The organism is Marinomonas piezotolerans (genome assembly GCF_003362755.1).
Lineage (GTDB): Bacteria > Pseudomonadota > Gammaproteobacteria > Pseudomonadales > Marinomonadaceae > Marinomonas > Marinomonas piezotolerans.
Window position 1 is genome coordinate 785204 of the sequence record NZ_QKRA01000001.1, and the last position, 20477, is coordinate 805680.

Below are 20477 nucleotides of genomic sequence, written 5' to 3' on the forward strand. Positions count from 1 at the left end.
TGATCCACTCTTAATATTTGGAAGTGCTACAATAGCGCCACATAATTTTGAGTTTTGACTGAGAGAATACATGTCCTTTTCCGACTTAGATCTGGATTTCACCATCGAACAAGCCATCGAAGATTTAGGCCTAACAGAACCTACCCCAATCCAAGAGCAAGCCATACCGTTAGCAATGGATGCGCAAGATCTTTTAGCCTGCGCCCCTACTGGAACAGGGAAAACAATAGCTTTTGCAGCACCAGTCATTCAACACATTTTGGACCGTGATGAAGAATCTAGCTTAGCCCCTAAAGCACTTATACTTGCTCCAAGCCGCGAGCTTGCACGACAAATATTTCAGGTCTTTGAAAAGCTAATTGTTCACACAAAAATCAAGCTCCAAATCATTGTGGGCGGCACACCCTATGGTAATCAACAACAGCAACTCAGTGAACCTTGCGATATTTTGATTGCAACACCAGGGCGCCTAGTTGAATTAGACGAACGCGGGTGGCTAGATTTCAGCGATACAACCATGTTCGTTATCGATGAAGCAGACCGAATGTTAGACATGGGATTTGTGGACGCCATCAAACACCTCCACAAGCAAATACCTGAGCATCAAACACTAATGTTCTCAGCTACCATTGATGGCGAAAAAATGGGGCGATTTGCAAAATCTCTACTACGGTCTGAAGCAGAAACCATCCAACTTACCGACTCCCCTCGAAGCATCCCAAGTCAAATCAAACAAGTTGCATTGCGGGTTGATGACGAAGCGCACAAAGAAGCAGTGCTAGAGCACTTGTTAAAACAAGAGCGCCTGCAACAAGCGGTCGTTTTTGTAACAAACCGTGACCATGTCGATGTTTGGGTTCAAAAAATTCGCAAGCTAGGCCTACGCTGTGACGGTTTACATGGCGAGATGAAACAGAGTGATCGTAACGATCACTTAAAACAAATGAAGAAAGGTCGTCTGCAAGTGCTCGTAGCAACCGACGTTGCCGCACGCGGTATCGATCTACCTGAAATCAACACGGTAATAAATATTCGCCTACCGCGTCGCGCCGACTCTTATGTTCATAGAGCAGGACGAGCGTCGCGTGAAGGCAACCCAGGAGAATGCTACTCTCTTGTCGACATACATGATCTACCTATGATCGAGAAAATTCAGCGCTATCTGCAAACACACATTCAATTTAGCAAAATTGCCGGCCTAGAGCCGAAAACCAAGATTCGATCCTCTAATAACTCCAAAAAGAAGCCACCCAAACGAGGCACAGTCACAACCAAGAAAAAGACTAAGAAGAAGTAGCACTGGCTTCCTAATCGTCTCAGTAACAGACATGAAAACGGGAGCCTTATAAGGCTCCCGTTTTCATGTCAAACTCATTTAAAATTTTAGTCAAACTTAAGCGTATGCTGTTTACGCCGAGCTTTCGCCTCTAAGTACTGACGATTGTGCTGATTCACATGAACCGCGGTAGGCACCAACTCAGAAACATCTATTTCATTTTCAGTTAGTTGCGCAGCTTTATCAGGATTGTTTGTCAATAAACGAACTTTATTCACACCTAGCGCTTTTAACATTCGCGCCGCGATACCAAAATCTCGTCCATCGTCAGGCAGATGAAGCATTTCATTGGCTTCGTAAGTATCATATCCTTGATCTTGCAGAGCATACGCTTCTAATTTGGCATAGAGGCCAATACCTCGCCCTTCTTGACGCAAATAAAGAATATAACCGCCTTCTTCGTTAATTCTGTCAATGGCCTCATCAAGCTGCTCACCGCAATCACATCGTCCAGAACCAAAGACATCACCAGTCAAACACTCAGAATGCAAGCGCACCAGCGGCACTTCATTTTTCTGTTCAGACGTGCCATCAAACGATATAGCGATGTGCTCTTTACCCGTCTCATCGCCATTGAAAGATATGAACTCGGCCGTGACGTCGCCAGCTCTTACTGGAATCACTACTCGACGTTTAACCGTTAATTGATCCATTAATACTGCTCTCTTATAAAAATATAGCCTTATATGCGCGCATTATAAGGTGTTTTCAATGGTTCGACTAAGGAAAACTACATTAAGTGATTGAGTGGGAGCGAGGTATTTTCTTTTACACTACGCAAAAGAAAGCTAGATTGAACGCCAGAAACACCAGGAATACGTGTCAATTTACCCAGCAAAAAGTCATGATACATCTCCATGTCTTCCACAACCACCTCAAGCAAATAGTCACAGTTTTGCCCAGTAACAAGATTGCACGCACGCACCTCATCAAACGAATTAACCTGCTCCTCAAACACACCAAACCGATCTGGGGTATGTCTATCCATACTGATTTGAATGTAGGCTGTCAGTTTCAGTCCCAGCTCAGATCGTTTTAAAATCATTACCTGTCGATCGACAATGCCACTCTCTTCGAGCGCTTTTACCCTACGCAAACAGGGAGATGGAGATAAGCCAACACGATCTGCTAGCTCTTGATTAGTTAAGCTAGAATCTTGCTGTAATTCCTGAAGAATACGAATATCAATTTTATCAAACCGCAAACCACTCATACCAAAATTCCAAATTATTTATCAATCTAGCAATAATATTCCAAAATTCCCCTACATTCACCCCCAAAACGCAATCATTAATCGTTATAATTTAGATACACTAATTACATCAAGTGAGACGAACCCGCCTCATTGAATATGAACGAGCTACCCGCTCAGTCTTAACTAGGAAGGGAAAGAACATGACTTCTTTTGATCACACGAAATACCGTCCATTCCAGCCAGTCGCGATCGAAAACCGTACGTGGCCAGATCAAGAAATCACCAGTGCTCCACTTTGGTCCAGCGTTGATCTGCGCGATGGCAACCAAGCACTTGTAGAACCCATGACGGTTGAACAAAAGAAAGAATTTTTCAAACTTTTGGTCGATGTGGGCTTTAAAGAGATCGAAGTAGGCTTCCCTGCCGCATCACAATTGGACTTTGACTTTGTCCGCTGGTTAGTGGAAGAGGATCAGGTCCCTGACGATGTTTACATTCAAGTGCTAACCCAAGCTCGCCCAGAGTTAATTGAGCGCACATACGAATCTTTAAAAGGCGCAAAGAAAGCCATTGTTCACGTATATAACTCTACGTCTACAACGCAGCGAGAGCAGGTATTCCGATTAGATAAAGAAGGGATCAAAAACATCGCTGTTAACGGCGCCTTGTGTGTAAAAGAACACGCAGAAAAAAACCCCGGCACCGAATGGGTTTTTCAGTATTCACCAGAGAGTTTTACCGGAACTGAGACGGACTACGCTGTTGAAGTCTGTGACGCCGTCATTGATGTTTGGCAACCTACGCCTGACAACAAATGCATCATCAACTTACCCGCTACCGTTGAAGTAGCAACACCTAACCGCTTTGCAGATCAAATAGAATATTTTTGTCGCAACGTTAAAAAACGTGACAGCATCATTGTGAGTTTACACACTCATAACGACCGAGGCTGTGGCGTCGCAGCGGCCGAACTAGGCTTGATGGCTGGCGCAGACCGCATTGAGGGCACATTGCTAGGCAATGGTGAGCGCACAGGCAATATGGATGTTGTCACAATGGCGATGAACATGTACAGCCAAGGTGTTGATCCCAAATTACAATTAGGCGATATGGACCGAATTGTTAGTGTGGTGCAGTCTTGCACACAATTGCCAGTTCACCCTCGCCACCCTTATGCGGGCGAACTGGTATTTACCGCCTTCTCTGGCTCTCACCAAGATGCCATTAAAAAATGTCTAGCAAACCAAACTAGTGATAAACCATGGGATGTTGCTTACTTGCCAATAGACCCAATGGATGTTGGTCGCAGTTACCAAGAAGTTATCCGAGTAAATAGCCAGTCAGGGAAAGGCGGCGTTGCATTTGCTCTGGAGCAAGAATATGGATTAGCTCTACCTCGTTGGTTACAAGTGGAGTTAAGCCCTATCGTCCAACAATTTTCAGAGAAGGATGGCGGTGTCATCGAATCCGCAGACATGAAGCGCCTATTCGAAGAAAACTTCATGACAGGAAGCACCCCATACGCCTTAGGTAATTACACATTAAGTAAAGATCAGAGAGATACTGTTACTGCTGAACTGACTAGTGAGACAGGTAACATTTCTGTTGCTGGCGAAGGCAATGGCGCACTATCTGCTTTTACAGCGGCCTTGAGCGAACACTTTAATATTCGTGTCGACATCGTTCAGTATCAAGAACATGCTTTGACAGTCGGCAGCGACTCGCAAGCGATCGCTTATGTTCAAGCTAACATCGATGGCGATCGATTTAACGGTGCAGCGATTGATAACGATATTGTCTCCGCATCAATTCAAGCGGTCTTAGCAACCGTGAATCAAAAGATCATTCATTCAAAACAAGCGAACGTAGCGTAACCCGCTATGACCTCTTGAGTTAGGCAATGTGACACAATCGCATTCGCCTAATAAAAAGCCGAGCAGATCGCTCGGCTTTTTCATTTATAGAAACCCACAATTATTAATCACGCTCAACCGTGCAGTTACGCCCGGCCCGCTTCGCATCATATAACGCGCTATCCGCTAGCTTAATTAGATCCAACTGGGTCACTCCTTCGCGATAAGCAGCAACACCAACCGAAACGGTCACCGTTAACGGCGCACCATTGTAATGAAACGGCATCCCAGAAATCACTTCTCGATAACGGTCGCACGCTCTAAAAGCATCTTTTGATTCAGTGTGCGGTAAACACAATGCAAACTCTTCCCCACCAATACGCCCAATGACATCACCACCACGAAGCCCTTCCTGCAATCGCTCTGCCACTTGCTGAAGAATTTCATCGCCTGCGTGATGACCATATTGATCGTTTATATTTTTGAAATGATCGATATCCAACACTGCGACACTAAGGGATTGTTGGTAACGAGATGCTTTTGCTACTTCTTCTTTTAACGATGTTTCAAAAGCACGACGATTGGGCAAAGTCGTAAGGTAGTCTGTAGTCGATAAGGCTTCTAATCGCTTGTTCATCCCCACAAGTTTATTACGCATCGCAACGATACGCGCCATTGCCATTAGCTTGGCCGCTAACACTTTATGCTGTATCGGCTTAACCAAATAATCGTCAGCTCCCGCCTCAATGCAACGCTCAATATCGGCATCGTTATCTGAACCACTGAGGAAAATAATCGGAATCCAATCTTCTGGAGAATCTGAATGCAGTGCTCTAATTTCTCTCGCTGCTTGCTCGCCTGTCATCACCGGCATATTAAGATCGACAATCAAAAAGTCCCAATCGTCATAACCATCTTTAACTGTATTAAACAGCTCCTCGCCATTAACAACTTCTGTCACTGTGTGCCCTAGTTTCTCTAGGTAAAATCGCAGCAACAAGCGATCGGACTGAGTATCCTCCGCAATCAGAATATTCAAACCACTTTCCCCAATTGAACCAAACTCTCTTTTACTCGCCCAAACTCGCTACGTAACTCTTCTACTCGCTTAATAGAGTCTATCTCGCCCCCGGCTAGCACATCTTGCTCTAATGCACTCGCCAAAGCGCTGAGGTGCATCGCCCCTACATTGGCACTTACCGATTTCAAACTGTGTGCTGGCCCTCGCAACGCATCCGCACCTTCAAACGCACTAATCGCTTGATCAAATGCCTGAAAAACATTCCTAGCATCCGACATAAATGCCGCAATAATCTCATTTACTTGATCACCAAGCACCTCTTCTAAGCCAGCTAACACAGAACGGTCTAACGCTTCACTCTCAATCATCTTTTCTTCTTCATGTACCACAGAGCCACTATCACCAGTAGGCTTCATTTCTATTTCATTAAACAATCGGTTACTTATCGTTTCCAAAAGCTCTGTACGTTTAAAGGGCTTTGATATGTAGCCGTCACCACCTGCGCTTTCAACTTGAGCCGCTCTTTCAGGCTGGATGTCAGCCGTTAACGCAAAGATTGGCACTCTCACTTCGGAATCTTGTTCTTGGCGCCGAATCTCTTTTATAGCGGTTAACCCATCCATCACGGGCATATGCAAGTCCATCAATATGACATCTGGCGAACAAGCAGCCCAAGCCTCTACCCCTAACGCACCATTTTCGGCGTAAATAACCTCGGCCCCCAACTGAGAAAGCATACCTTGGGCGACAGCTAAGTTTGCCTTCATATCCTCTACAACAAGAATTTTTAAGCCGCTGAGCACGCCACCAGACTCTAAATCTTCGCCAACCCGACTTTCTGCTGAAGCGACCATAACAGCCAAACGATCAGTGCCTCCCGCTCCAGCCGCTTTCAGACCAGCTTTCAACTCATTCACACTTGTGGGCTTATTAATACAAACATGAATACCCGCTTCTTTAAGTTGCGAGGTATGCAAAGCGCCAGCGGAAGAAATCATTAATACTTTTGGCCACTTATCCTCTGGCAGCGACTCCCTAATCATTCGGCTTACTGCCAATCCATCCAGCTCAGGCATTAGGTAATCGAGAATAATCAAATCATACGGTCGACAAGCACGTCCCGCATCAATAATCTGATTCAACCCACTCACCGAATGATTTACAAATTGCGCCTGCAACCCACATTGATCCAGTTGGCTGGCCAAAATCGAAAGGTTTGTTTCATTATCATCTATCACTAAAATATTTGAAAAATCATAATCCGCATCTATATGAGGAAGACGAACGGGGCCAGAACTCTCGCCCAAGGTTAGATGAACGACAAATTCCGTTCCTTGCCCCAACGTACTATTCACCGAGATACTGCCGCCCATCATATCAACCAGCTGCTTTGTAATCGCCAACCCTAAACCTGTCCCACCAAATTTTCGAGTCGTCGAATTATCCGCCTGAGTAAATGCACTAAACACATTCGCCAAAGCGTCAGATGCAATACCAATGCCAGTATCCGACACACTTATCTCAATATCGAAACAGCCTCGATTTGTATCAAATCCACCGCCAACTCGTACAACAACTTCCCCTTCGTGCGTAAACTTTATCGCGTTCCCTATCAGGTTAGTTAGAATTTGTCTTATTCGGTATGCGTCACCCTGCATAACTGGCGTACCGACTAAATCAAATTTAACCAATAAATCGACACCTTTCTCTTCCGCTCTTACCACCAAAAGCTTGGTCAGATCAAAAGTTAATTTCTCTAGGTCAAAATCAATTAATTCGAGCGATAGATGTCCCGCCTCAATTTTGGAGAAATCCAAAATTTCATTAATCAATTCAAGCAACGTTTCTCCAGAATTTCGAATAACGCCCAGTTGATACTGCTGACGCTCATTTAGCTCCGTGCCTGCCAATATTTCAGCCATCCCCAACACACCATTAAGCGGGGTACGGATCTCGTGACTCATAGTTGCCAAAAAATTACTTTTAGCCTGACTCGCACGAATAGCCTCTTCACGCGCCTTCTTCAATATGGACTCAGTGAGGTAACGCTCAGTTATATCGTAATTCACACCATACAATGAGCTTGGGTTACCCCTCTCATCCAGTGCCAACCGCGCATTGGCTTTAATATGTCTGACATCACCATCCCCGCGTATAATTCGAAAATCAACATCAAGATCTTGACCAGATCGAACCGCGTATTCTGACGCAGCCTCTACTCTATCTCTGTCGTCAGGATGTAAGAAACTAAGCCACTGCTCTAATGTGCAATCTAGCCCTTCGTCTACCTCCAAGCCGTACAGCTTTGCCATTTGGTGATCCCAAGCAAAACGACTGGACGCAATATCAACCTCCCAAACCCCAATACCTGCAGACAGCGTCGCGATACTCAGTCGATCTTGGGCTTTACGAATATCTGCCTCGATGGCTAAACGCTCTTCAATATCGCGTACATGCACGATAAAGCCACTCAACTCTCCATTCTGATTGAAAATCTTACTGCGTACATTCTCAGTGGTGAAAATTGTTCCATCGGAGCGGCGACGGTTCATACGATATTCGCCACGATCCGGCAAATCACTACGTTCGAGCCACTCTCCAGCCGCCTCATAATCCTGTAAGTCCGCATAGAGCCATTCCGCACTCTTACCAACCATCTCGCTTTCTTGGTAACCAAAAAGTGCCACAGCTCGGGGATTAACCATTTGAACAATTCGGTCGGTTCCAACCACCACAATTGCTTCGGGGGCATCAACAAACAGAGATCTAAACATTTCCATTTGTTTCGTCAGCTCGCTCGCAACAGCACGTTGTTCCGTTATATCTTGAAAAGTAAGGACAGTATGGATGGTTTGCCCACTACCGTGCGCTGGCGTTGAGGAATATTTAACGGGAAACGGTTGTCCAAGCTTGGTGTAGAATTCACTCTCTCGGCTCAGCTCGAATGGCTCATCTTTTTCAAAAACCTCAGCATCTTGTACCGACTGCACGGTGGCCACGTCATCTGATAAAGGTAAGTGGGTGATAACACTAATAGGAAGACCAATACATTCCTCAGCTTCATAGCCGGTCATTTGGGCCGCGGCCGCATTAATAAAAGAAATCCTGCCGCCTTCATCAACCCCAACGACACCGTCTGAAATAGACTCCAGAATAAGGCGATGACGCTTCTCAGCTTCAGTCACCGACACAACGTGACGCTCTCGCGTCAACTCTACACTGACCCATTGGCCAAAGAGCTTCACCAATTCATACTCATCCGCACTGAAGTCATTATCACGTGCTATGGAGCTAGAGAAATTTAACGTCCCCCATACCTTGCCCGCAACATGTATTGAAACCCCCAAGTACGCCTCCAACTGAAACACCTCATAACATGGATGTTCAGCAATGGAGCTCTGCCCCGCATGAAAAAAACCCGTCACTTCGTTACGACGTAGCGTATGAAGACAATAACAAACTCCTAAATCAAACACCGCGCCTTGGGCTAATTCACCATTCGGTGAATGGCAGTATTCAACCGTGTAGTCATCATTAACTACATGACTCACAATGCCAAATGGGAGATCAAATAATTCGCAACCTAATTCAAGAATTTTTTGGATCTTTTCGGATAATGGAAGGCCATCATCTGAGGTGATAACGTGCAAACGCCGCAATGCTGACGTCGCGAGCTCGGTATCAACAGCCCCTATTTCGGGGGGTTCTTCTAAAGTCAATGAAGCAACCAATTCACAGAACTTTGACCGAACCTCTGAGGGAACACAATGACGTACCCCTACACATATCTCTTCACTCAAAGAAAGCCATAGGAAACCATCGACTTTACTCGCATCAAATGAATCGCTTACAACGACACCATCCGCGACCATTAGACCTTTATCAGATGCTATGACCCCCCAATCGCTTACCCCCATTTGCATTGAAAGACCAACGAGCGGAGACAACTGCTTAAAACTTCCATCGAGCTGGGCTTGCCAACAAACTTCATCAAACTGCGGGGGTATACTACTTGCCATGATGAGCATCACCTTTTCATGCGTGGGCGTAATATTAAGAGTCTAGCCCATAACCCCCTCCTAGCCTAGTCAGACACGGGCTTAAGCTATTAAGACAAAGAGGAGGCAAAGAAAGGCTATCAAACAATAAAATAATTAAGGTATTTTATTTACACATTTTACTATTTTACAGAAATGAACTACTACCTACCAACTACTACCTACCCCACCCAAGGAATCAGCATAAACAGCAAATAAAAGACGCAAACCACAAAACAAGTACAAAGACGGGAACGGCAACAAGGTAGGAAATGGAGAACATTCACCTAGAAAGGAGCAATTGTTGTAACACCAAACTTACATTGCTAAGCATCTAAAACGGTCAAAAAGTCATCCCTAACACGATTAAGAACGGACACAGAACGAGCTGCAACAATGACCCCTTCGCGGATAGTAGGGCGATACTCTCGACCATCCAACATCTGCACAACACCACCCGCCTCTTGATAGCATAAAATACCCGCCGCATGATCCCAAACGCGAGGTTTTGGGCTGAGATAAAAATCCACACCACCTTGAGAAAGAGTACGGTATTCGTGACAACAACAACGTAAACTTAGTACCCGAGCATACCCTGCTTGCAACATCGCAACACCCTGTCGCACAGCCAGATCTTGAAATTGAAATGGAGAGAACATACCGACTAGCCGTGAATCCATCACACGCTCATCAAGTCGAATACGCAATGGAGACCTATCAGCACGCACATAAAAGCATCCCTCACCAACACTGGCCTCTATCCAATCATCATTCACTGGATCGTATTGCAGACCAAAAATGGTTTGCCCCTTAAAAACAACCGCCACCAACACACCAAACGTCGACAATCCGTTTGCATAGTTCCAAGTCCCATCAATTGGATCAATGATCACAACCAAACCGTCTTGGTCGATTTGATCTAGCACCTCAGGGCGGTCTGCAACCGCCTCTTCACCTATGACTTTGACGCCCGGAAGTAACTCAATAAACGCTTGGGTCATTGCCTTTTCTGCCGCTAAGTCAGCCTCAGTAACCAAATCATCAAATCCTGACTTGGTGGCTACATCCACTTGCTGTAGTGCACGAAAACGAGGCAAAATCTCATCCGCCGCAACACGTCGTACAATATCAATCACACCGTCTTTTTGATGTTTACTTATCACACTTTCACCTATTGTTCGCGCAACATAAAAACTCGATTATCACGACTTCCCATGACAGCAGCATGAAGATTGCAAAGTAGCACGCCATCAATCTACAGAAGCATTAAGCCACTAAAGCTAAAAGGCGGCCAGTTGGCCGCCTTTTAGCTTTAGGCATTATTAGAAGGCATTGACTAGAACTCTTCCCAACCATCATCATCTTGTACTTCTGACTGAGGCACAGGATTCGGCTTTTTCGCTGGAGCTGGTCGTGGTTTTGGCGCAGGCTTTGGAATGGAAGGCTTCTTAACAGGCGCTGATAACTGGCGAGGTGCCGCAGCTGGCGCTGACGGCATTTCATTCGCATCATCAATACGGAATTGATTTACGCTGCCTGCCAGTTGATCAGCTTGTGACAACAAGCTTTCAGAAGCGGCCGCAGCTTCTTCTACCAACGCGGCGTTCTGCTGGGTCATTTCGTCCATTTGATTTACAGCTTTACCAATCTCAGACAAGCTTGAGGACTGTTCGGATGAGGCCGACGCAATACCCGACATGATCTCATTTACTTGCGTGATAGCCGATACAATTTCCTTCATTGTATCGCCAGATTTATCCACCAATACATTACCATCTTGAATTTTAGCCGCAGACTCCGAAATAAGATCCTTGATCTCTTTAGCGGCATTCGCAGATCGCTGAGCAAGTGTTCTAACCTCGGATGCCACCACGGCGAAACCTCGACCTTGCTCCCCCGCTCGCGCAGCCTCAACCGCAGCATTCAACGCCAAAATATTAGTCTGGAACGCTATACCATCGATCATACCGATGATGTCAGAGATTTTCTGAGACGAATCATTTATCGCGACCATGGTTTTAACCACCTCTTCGATAAGGCTACCGCCTTCCGTCGCTACGTTAACCGCATTCGCTGCTAACATATTCGCTTGATTCGCATCGTCTGAATTTTGACGCACCATACCGGTCAGCAACTCCATACTAGAGGCAGTCTCTTCTAGGCTCGACGCCTGCTGCTCTGTACGGCTAGATAAGTCAGTATTACCCATTGAGATTTCACGAGCACCAACATAGACCGCATCCGAAGCGTTCTTAATCTGAATGAGCACAGTTGTCATCGTATCCAACAGCGAATTCACGCCTCTGGAAACCGCCAACATCATTTCGGACTTACCTTGGATATCGACGCGCGCAGTGAGATCATTTGCTGAAGCCGCATCAATTACTTCATTTATCTCTGCAACAGTTTGCTGGACCTGCTGTTCTGCTTCCACCTGAGCGGTAATGTCCGAAGCATATTTAACCACCTTGTAGGGCTCCCCACTGGAATCACGAATGGGGCTGTAGTTCGCTTGAATCCATACCGCAGAACCATTTTTGTGTACTCGAGGAAAACGCCCAACCGCATGCTCACCATTACCTAAATTACGCCAGAAATCACGGTACTCCGAACTTTCGCGATACGCCTTATCTACAAAAATGCTGTGGTGGCGACCGCGCACCTCCTCAATCGAATATCCCAGCGTAGACAGAAAATTGTCATTCGCATCAATAATCGTACCGTCTAACTCAAACGAGATAACAGCTTGTGATTTAGAGATTGCCTCTAGTTGACTTTCGTAGTCAGCATTGATGTTTTTCTTTTCCGTGACGTCTGTAGCGAATTTTACAACCTTAAAAGGCTTACCTTCTTCATCAAAAACTGGGTTGTAACTTGCTTCGATCCAAATAGGGTCACCGGATTTGGTGTATCGACAAAACTCTCCCGTCTGAAACTCTCCTTCACCCAGCTTACGCCAAAACTCTCGATATTCGTTGCTCGCACGATACTTTTGATCAACAAAAATAGCGTGATGCTTGCCCTGCACTTCATCAAGAGTGTAGCCAACAGCGTTTAAAAAATTGTCGTTAGCAAATAAGATGTTACCTTTTAAATCAAATTCAATAATGGCCTGAGACCGAGAAATCGCTTGCAATTGGCCTCTAAGGTTAGCCAATTCAGCTTTGTCTACAATGACTTGATTCTCTTCCAATGATCGTGAAAACAAGTTTTTTAACATGGCTTCAAATTCCTAATAGTAGTTAGCTGAGCATTTTAATTAAAGTAGCTCTTTTTGATGACAATTTCTGTAACTTTTTGATTAACTTGGATTATGACACGTCAATTTACGACATCTTATGTAACACAATGTGAGTCACACCAACACAACAGTCAGTTCGTGATAACCGATAAAGCAGCGAGTGTTAAAGCAATACTAAAGACGCATCTCACTAGATATCAACTGTCACCAATACTCCGTAAAGCTTACCTATAGAAAGTGGCTTTGTAATTACGGTTACCATACCAGCATTAATACATTGATGTATGTCATCATCCATAACATTCGCCGTCAACCCGATAATCGGGGGAGCATCTGAATCCCTTTGTAAAATAATGCTTGTCGCTTGAATTCCGTCCATTATTGGCATTTGCATATCCATAAAGATGGCGTCGTACCGTTCACTTGCTGCCGCGTTAACACCTTCCTGGCCGTTGATAGCAAAGGTCACATGAAACCCAAGATCCTCTAAGAACGCTCCCGCGACGATACGGTTAATACCATTATCCTCGACGACCAATGCTTTCTTACCTTGATAACGACCTTTTTCGATTTCATGAGTATTCATCTCTGGCACATTAAGTGTCCCCTGTATCAACGGTAGATCAAAGTAAACGCGAGTACCTTTGTTGCGCTCGCTTTCAATGTCAATATTTCCAGACATCAGCTTAATTAAATTATGACAAAGCTTTAAGCCAAATCCCGAGCTACCATATTGATACTCGCCAGACCTATCTTCACTACCCACCAGATCAAAAATGCTTGAAATTTGATTTGGCTCAATACCAATCCCTGTGTCAATAACTTCAAACCTGACGCACTCTTCATGCTCAGTTGTCTGGTTATGCTTTTTTACCGCTAACTTTACACTGCCTCGCTCAGTGAACTTCACTGCATTATTAATCAAATTAATTAGAATCTGTTTTATTCGTTTTTCATCGCTGTAAATATATAGAGGTAAGTCTCTATCATACTCAAGCTCCAATGAGACGCTCATATCTCGCGTTTCAACTTTAGACAGCCTAAAGATTGATTCAACGCAATTCTTTAAATTCATCGTCTGGAAATCAAGCTCTAACTGACCCGCTTCAATCTTCGACAAGTCCAAAACATCATTCACAATGCGAACTAAAACTCCCGCCCCTTCCTCGATCAAGGACATGGTTTCACAGACTTCGTCATCAACCTTATCCACCTTCATTATCTCTAAGGCGCCAGTTATGCCATTCAATGCGGTACGAATTTCATGGGACATACGGTCTAAATAATTCCAGTTCATTAAACCCGTTTGCGCATTGTCTAACACACTTAGCTGATCAGACATTTTGTTGAAGGCTTTGGTGATTGGCTTGAATTCTGGGTTTCTCTCGGTATCTAAATGGTATCCATAATTCCCTAAATATACCTGTTCGATCGCTGCTAATAGCTTTCCATAGAACGCTGTGTAATCGTGTTTACATTGCCATAATATGTATATCACTGCTACACCGAGAATTAGCAGAAAGCTAACGCAGAGCAAGACCATCAGTCCCATTAAAGCGAATTCGTTGCCCTCAAGAATTTCGATCTTCATCCGCTCTGATTTTAAATACTCGTTTAACAGTACGGTCATGCGATCAGCATGGCGTTTGCCGGTGTGCTGTAAAAGCAGCTTCGATACATAAGACGATTTTTCAGCCGCTGTTAAATCTGAGTCTTTCTGCACACCGACTGCGTATTGAGCAAAATCTTTTAGCCAACGTCGGTACATTTGCTCGATTGATGCGATGCGCTGATGCTGAATCAAAGGCTCTCTAGACGTTAATGCTTTGGCACTTTGAATACTGGCGAGTAGGTCGAGCTTGGTACGCTCATAAGACGCTAAAGAGGATCGATCACCGGACAATAAATACTCTAATAACCTAATTTCTTGATCAGTGAAGCGTGTAAGGATAGAAGCACTTTCTGCAACCAGTGATTTGTGTTCACTCAATTGCTGTTTAACGGCTTGATAATGACTAAATGTGTATAGCCAAGCTACCGCAACCACAGCGCACACCAAAGAAACAACCAAGAGCTGTTTCTTATTTAGATATCTCACATTCAAGCATTGAGAGAGAAAAGCGCGAAGGGGCATTACCACAACCTTGTGCATCATCCAGACCAATACCTTTAGTTTGTCCAATTATCGTAATTGCGCAAGTCAAAATATCTACAATCATACAAACTGATGATGACTCTACTGTCTAGCCCTAACCGGTTGATATCACAACACCATTAAAGAGTCGTAACCCTAGCTAGCAAAAACGCTAGTCTACCGAGTTTAGAGTCTGCCAAATTAACTGAATGTTTTGACGCCGGTCTGGAGAAAGGATTTTGCACAACAGAAAGAAATCTTCACGGATATAGAGGTTATGGAGGGCAATACTCTCGAGCATTCTCCGTATTTTTTCGTCCGTATTAAGGGACTCAACACAATCGAGAAATATAATCAGTTCGGGTAACAAGCTCGATGCATAGTGTTCTGGGAAATGCTCAATCTGATCACTTTTATGATCAATGACGTCGTTTACCGAATCAAACGCCCGCATTGCCACCAACACTCTTGCAATACGCTCCTGATTCACAGCATGTGAAAACGCTTCGTCCATAATTCCTCACCAGTTCATGAAAATGTGTAAACAAATGTAACTGGCCGCTAATTTACCCATTAGAATTACTTATAGCAATTACTTTCAGCGCTTTATTATCTTCTTTAATCACTGAACCAAAGCATCGACAACCGCTCTGTCTCGACCTCTTTCTTTAGCTTGATATAAATATTTATCAGCGTTAGCTATCATCTCACTTAAAATGCTGGAAGCACCATTCTGAATACTCAGGCAACACCCAATACTCAGTGTGACAGTGTCTTTAGCGCCATCCGCACCATGCGGTATCCCCAATGCTCTGACGGAAGACATACATAATTCAGTGAGCTGTTGAACTTTAGATTCTGATAAACCTACCAACACCATCACAAACTCTTCGCCCCCGTATCGAGCTAAAAAACTACGTTCATTTGGCACACATTCATTCAATGTTTGAGCAATCGCTTTTAAACAGTCATCCCCCATTAAATGACCATATGAATCGTTGTAAGACTTAAAATGATCCACATCTAGCATGACAACTGCGAACGGTACGTTGTGTTGAAAACACCGCTGCCACTCCACTTCTATCTGTTGTTCAAAATAGCGTCGGTTGTAGACATTTGTTAAACCATCGAGAAGTGCTGACCGACGCAAAGCGTCGGCTTGAAATTTTAACGTGAGGTGCGCTTTCACTCGGTTCAAAAGCGTCGCTTCATTAATCGGTTTACGTACAAAGTCGACGGCCCCCGAATCCCAACATGCATTTTCATCCTGCGCTCCTTGAAGAGCCGTTATAAATATAATTGGGATAGCTTGATAGAGAGGATCACGTTTAAGCGTTTGACAGACATCTAGACCCGAAAGGCCCGGCATATTGACATCGAGCAAAATAATATCTGGTGGATTTTTATAGCAGTGCGCTAAAGCCGCTTCACCAGATCGCGCCACAAACACGTTGTAGTGTTCTTTTAGCACCTCGTTGATGATTTGGAGATTAGTAACCTGATCATCAACCACTAAGATGTTGGCATTTGCTAGATTAAAATATTCCATCAGTTGCTCGCACCCAGGTAAGCGGTTAATTGGTCATGTGCGATATCAAATTCCAATTGTTCAACCGCATTTTGGATGGCTGTCAAGATGTCCGAGTAGGGATTATCAGTCCTTTGCATCAACACACTGAACGCATCCACCGCCTTCATATTAGATTGTGCAAGCAATTCGTTCAATGCAATTATATCATCCGCCGTAACGCCGCCCTGTTCGGCCAACTCTATAATGGGAGCACGGTCTTTAGCATCTTCTAAATAGCGTTCGACTGCTAAGCACACCTCTTCATGTCGTGAAGTAACGCTCTCGAAAGCTTGTTTGTAATTCGTATAATTCAAGCCTCGAATATCCGCCTCAACAGTCTGAATGTCGTTAACGAGTCTATCTGCCCCAATCGTCGCAGACGCCCCTCGTAATGTATGCAATGTTGATAACACCCCATCCGCGTTCGAAGCGTCTAGATCTCTCGGCAGCTGCGCAATCAAATGATTTGAGTCTGATAAGTAAGAGGATAGCGCGAGCGTATAAATGTGTTCATCACCGCTCAATCTTGTGAGTGCTTCGCTAACGTTGAGTACGCTTGGGATTTTACTACCCAGACCTGGCTTAGCGAGCTCTCTTTCTAACGCCATGTCACAGCGTAAGCTTGCACACCTCTGGATGGTTTCAATCAAGACATCGGTATTAAATGGCTTACTCACATAATCATCCATCCCTGCATCGATCGCGTCTTGTTTATCAGATGTCATCGCGTTAGCCGTCATTGCAATAATCGGGATATCACTAGATTCATCTAGCTGGCGAATCATTTTTGTCGCCTCGTAGCCATCCAACACAGGCATTTGAATATCCATTAATACAACGTCATAAGTCTTTCCATGAGATCCAACACTATCCACCGCCTCTTGGCCATTTTCTGCCAGATGTATCTCTGCCCCTTCAAGCTCTAGAATTTTTTTGGCAACCAATTGGTTCACTGCATTATCTTCTACCAAGAGTATGTTTACGCTTTTTAAGCGCTGCGTTTTATCATCCTTTAAAGGAACATCAATGGAACTCGAAACATTACCGCCGTTAGACTCGTCTGGTCTTTGCACCCCAAGAGCAGGCACTTGTTCATCATTCGCATCATAAAAAGGAATCCTGACTTTAAAAGTAGTCCCTGCCCCCACTTGACTCGATAGTGACAATTCACCCCCCATCATGGAGACTAAACTGGTCGTTATAAACAACCCCAAACCTGTTCCACCGTACTCCCTAACAGTTGACGTCTCAGCCTGCCTGAACGCTTCAAAAATAATTTTTTGCTTATCTTGAGAAATGCCAATACCAGTGTCCGATACTTCAATAAGAAGCATATCGGATTGATTTTCACGACCATAGCTAAAGAGAACTTTGACTTTCCCTTGAGCGGTAAACTTAATCGCATTACCCGCTAAATTAATAATAATCTGCTGCAGACGATAGGAATCGAGGGTAATAAAGGATGGCAATTGAGGATCAATTTCAATCTCTAATTCAAGGTCTTTGTTATCAATAGTCGAAGTGAGAACCGTCGTGAGATTTTCCTTTAGATCCATCAGTTTAAAAGGGTGTGGATCCATTTCCAACTTACCCGCCTCCACCTTGGAGAAATCCAGTATGTCATTCAGGATATGCAGTAATGATTGAGCTGCGCGACCTGATTTATTGACATAGTCCAGTTGCGCTTCATCAAGCGACGTATAACGCAACAATTCGAGCAAGCCAATGATGGCGTTCATGGGGGTTCTTATTTCATGGCTCATATTGGCCACAAACTCTGATTTAATTTTGCTCGATTGGTCCGCCGCTTCTTTAGCCGCTTTCAACGCTTCCTCGTAACGAACTTGGTCGCTGATATCTTTATTGATCCCAACTAAAGACGTAACTTGCGTATGCTCATCATATTCGATTGTGGCGGCGGCATGTATAACCTTATGTGTACCATTAGCCGTAATGACATTAAATATAATACTGCTGTCATTAACCCCTTGAGCAAGCTGTACGAAGTGTTCCGTCGACTTTATTCGATCCTCTTCTGCAACCATACTTTCCCATAAATCGAAATCAATATCATCGCCATCTTCCATGTCATACAGCTTATACATTCGCGCATTCCAAGTGATCTCTTGGGTAGCAGTGTTCCAGCTCCAAATCCCAATATCCGCGATATCCGATGCGATCGAAAGCTGATTCTTCAGCGTCTCAAGCTGACTTCTGTTTTTTGATAGCTCACTGATATCGCTGGCTATACCCAAGTAACCAAAGATGTTTCCGTCTATGTCATACAATTCGGAGATCGACAAGAACACGGGTATTTTTTGACCCGATCTAGCGACATATGTCCATTCCGACACGTTATTGAGATTATTCGAGGCCATGGCAGCAAAGACATCTAAATTGGGTTGAACTTGTCTTCCTAGTTCTAGTGACAACTCGGCGGCGCGCTCCTCCATTTCCGCTGACAAATGGAAAAGAGCGGGGGTCGACTTACCCAGTATCTCATCAGCTGTATAACCCAGAAGCTTCTCAGCAGCAGGGTTAAATAGCGTAATATAACCGCTAGCATCCGTTGCGATCACAGAGTTCGCAGAGTTACTCAGTATCGCTGTTTGAAGAGCATAGGTCTTTTTCAGTTCAAAAGTGCGTTCGCGTATTTGCTGCTCTAAAGAGTAGTTAAATGCTTCCAATTGCCGAGCAAATTTTTTTTGCTCACGTATATCTCGAATAATCTTAGATAGCCCGATAATAGTGCCGTTTTCATCTTTTATCGGGGACGCAGAAATCGACACATCAATCATCTGTCCGTCTTTTGCCATACGCTGCGTCTCAAATGGCTTTATTTCCCCCCCTTCTAATACTTTTAATACTTCATCTTGGATATCGCTCTCTTTAAATAACGAGTTAATCCGTGCTCCCAATACTTCCTCTTTGATATATCCAAAAAGTCGGTAAGCACTCTGGTTCCAACTTTTGATTCGTCCATCCAGTGTGACACCGATGATGGCATCCTGACTGCCATCTATAATGGCACTATGTTGCGCTCGCTCTATGGCTAGTTGAGCCTGACTGCGGACATTTCTACGATAGGAAGCAAATAAAGTCAGGCATAGAGCGCTGACTAATAGCGTTGCGAGAAAAGAATAAAACGCGTAGACATTCGCTTGAGCAACCAGGTCATCGGAAGATTTAGCGACAGTAAACGTCAGTGAACGAAGGCCTTCCATGAGAGGAACGGTAGTTTGCTCTATCAGCCAGTTATCCGTATCCGCGCTACCTCCCGCTAGGTTCACTCCTGGAAACACGTCTGCAAGCGTACTACCCTGCCCAAACTCAAAATCAAACGCTTTAACGGAGTCAGAACGATAAATAAACTGGTTGTTATCATTAGTGATATAAAATAGCGAATCCCCCCCTGCTGGCAGATCAAGCTTATTTATAATATTTGACACGTCCAAGTTAATAATGATGAAACCAAAAAGCTCTGAGGTTTCAGCGTAAACCCTGATGGCAAGGCGAACTGTTGGAACATGAGGGCGTTGTATCACGCCAAATTCTCGATTTAGCGTGATATCAGAAACATAAATACCTGAGAAATTTTCTGTGGTGATGTGATAAAAGTAGTCTCGATCACCTATGTACTGCAGCTGGTCCTTTGTAACGGCCTCTACGCCCGATGCCGACTTATCAACGCGAACGATTTCATTGCCATCTTTGGCGGATAAATAGCGCATTTGAAAAGCGCTATCTTGTGACTGTAAATAACTTGAAAAAATCGATTCGAGACGTTTACGCCAACCCTCTAATTTACCTTGATTTAAAGGGTCAACACCGTCATTCTTCGTAGCTCTTATAATCCCTTGAATGGGTGGTATAGTCTGCAAAATGCGCAAGTCACTCTCCCATTCCAATAGCTCATTTTGCAGAATCTGCGCGTTATCATTAAGGCTACTAGCGAGTTGAGTGTGCTCTGTGGTTACAAGACGCCCATACTGAAAAACGTAGGCAAGATAAGTGCTACCAAAAAGAAGCATTCCAACTAAGATGATTACAATCTTCCAATGAAACGGCTTCTTCATAAATCGACACCCTG

12 protein-coding genes are annotated in these 20477 nt (G+C 44.4%); 2 read left to right on the top strand and 10 right to left on the bottom strand.

The features are described from left to right. Positions 1-70: 70 nt before the first annotated feature. On the top strand, positions 71-1297 hold the full coding sequence (locus DN730_RS03645) for a DEAD/DEAH box helicase (RefSeq protein WP_115466730.1): 1227 nt from the start codon (positions 71-73) through the stop codon (positions 1295-1297). An 86-nt stretch (positions 1298-1383) separates the two neighbouring features. Here the strand turns inward: DN730_RS03645 and ribA are convergent, their stop codons facing one another. Beyond that, a complete protein-coding gene (ribA, locus tag DN730_RS03650) occupies positions 1384-1989 on the bottom strand; it encodes a GTP cyclohydrolase II (RefSeq protein WP_115466731.1) in 606 nt (201 codons plus the stop codon). A gap of 77 nt (positions 1990-2066) precedes the next feature. Beyond that, a complete protein-coding gene (locus tag DN730_RS03655) occupies positions 2067-2540 on the bottom strand; it encodes an Lrp/AsnC family transcriptional regulator (protein WP_425452695.1) in 474 nt (157 codons plus the stop codon). A 191-nt stretch (positions 2541-2731) separates the two neighbouring features. Between DN730_RS03655 and leuA the strand changes: the two genes are divergently transcribed. Then, entirely contained in the window at positions 2732-4405 is a 1674-nt protein-coding gene (gene leuA / locus DN730_RS03660) for a 2-isopropylmalate synthase (RefSeq protein WP_115466733.1), read from the top strand. Between the two features lie 103 nt (positions 4406-4508). On the opposite strand, the gene DN730_RS03665 is transcribed toward leuA, so the two are convergent. The 8 genes from DN730_RS03665 to DN730_RS03700 form a co-directional block, all read right to left on the bottom strand. Beyond that, positions 4509-5423: a GGDEF domain-containing response regulator gene (locus DN730_RS03665; protein ID WP_115466734.1), complete on the bottom strand. Its 915-nt coding sequence runs from the start codon at positions 5421-5423 to the stop codon at positions 4509-4511. Beyond that, positions 5420-9424, bottom strand: coding sequence for a PAS domain S-box protein (locus tag DN730_RS03670; protein ID WP_158541168.1), 4005 nt, complete (start codon positions 9422-9424; stop codon positions 5420-5422). The genes DN730_RS03665 and DN730_RS03670 overlap by 4 nt, the downstream gene beginning before the upstream one ends. 344 nt (positions 9425-9768) lie before the next feature. Beyond that, a complete protein-coding gene (locus DN730_RS03675; protein ID WP_158541169.1) occupies positions 9769-10605 on the bottom strand; it encodes an inositol monophosphatase family protein in 837 nt (278 codons plus the stop codon). Between the two features lie 173 nt (positions 10606-10778). After that, on the bottom strand, positions 10779-12662 hold the full coding sequence (locus DN730_RS19325) for a methyl-accepting chemotaxis protein (RefSeq protein ID WP_115466737.1): 1884 nt from the start codon (positions 12660-12662) through the stop codon (positions 10779-10781). 211 nt (positions 12663-12873) lie between these two features. Next, entirely contained in the window at positions 12874-14730 is a 1857-nt protein-coding gene (locus tag DN730_RS03685; RefSeq protein WP_158541170.1) for an ATP-binding protein, read from the bottom strand. Positions 14731-14989: 259 nt separating this feature from the next. Next, positions 14990-15331 carry a hypothetical protein gene (locus DN730_RS03690; protein WP_115466739.1) on the bottom strand — a complete coding sequence of 114 codons (342 nt, stop codon included), beginning with the start codon at positions 15329-15331 and terminating at the stop codon, positions 14990-14992. A gap of 108 nt (positions 15332-15439) precedes the next feature. Continuing rightward, positions 15440-16366 (bottom strand): diguanylate cyclase domain-containing protein, encoded by a 927-nt coding sequence (locus tag DN730_RS03695; protein ID WP_115466740.1) that lies wholly within the window; start codon positions 16364-16366, stop codon positions 15440-15442. Next, positions 16366-20463, bottom strand: coding sequence for a PAS domain S-box protein (locus DN730_RS03700; protein WP_115466741.1), 4098 nt, complete (start codon positions 20461-20463; stop codon positions 16366-16368). Before DN730_RS03700 ends, DN730_RS03695 begins: the two co-directional genes overlap by 1 nt. Positions 20464-20477: the final 14 nt, after the last annotated feature.

What these genes read in the sequence shown, in the direction of transcription:
- DN730_RS03645 (WP_115466730.1), top strand. Translation starts at nt 71, where the DNA reads ATGTCCTTTTCCGACTTAGATCTGGATTTCACCATCGAACAAGCCATC.
- ribA (WP_115466731.1), bottom strand. Translation starts at nt 1,989, where the DNA reads ATGGATCAATTAACGGTTAAACGTCGAGTAGTGATTCCAGTAAGAGCT.
- leuA (WP_115466733.1), top strand. Translation starts at nt 2,732, where the DNA reads ATGACTTCTTTTGATCACACGAAATACCGTCCATTCCAGCCAGTCGCG.
- DN730_RS03670 (WP_158541168.1), bottom strand. Translation starts at nt 9,424, where the DNA reads ATGGCAAGTAGTATACCCCCGCAGTTTGATGAAGTTTGTTGGCAAGCC.
- DN730_RS19325 (WP_115466737.1), bottom strand. Translation starts at nt 12,662, where the DNA reads ATGTTAAAAAACTTGTTTTCACGATCATTGGAAGAGAATCAAGTCATT.
- DN730_RS03690 (WP_115466739.1), bottom strand. Translation starts at nt 15,331, where the DNA reads ATGGACGAAGCGTTTTCACATGCTGTGAATCAGGAGCGTATTGCAAGA.
- DN730_RS03695 (WP_115466740.1), bottom strand. Translation starts at nt 16,366, where the DNA reads ATGGAATATTTTAATCTAGCAAATGCCAACATCTTAGTGGTTGATGAT.
- DN730_RS03700 (WP_115466741.1), bottom strand. Translation starts at nt 20,463, where the DNA reads ATGAAGAAGCCGTTTCATTGGAAGATTGTAATCATCTTAGTTGGAATG.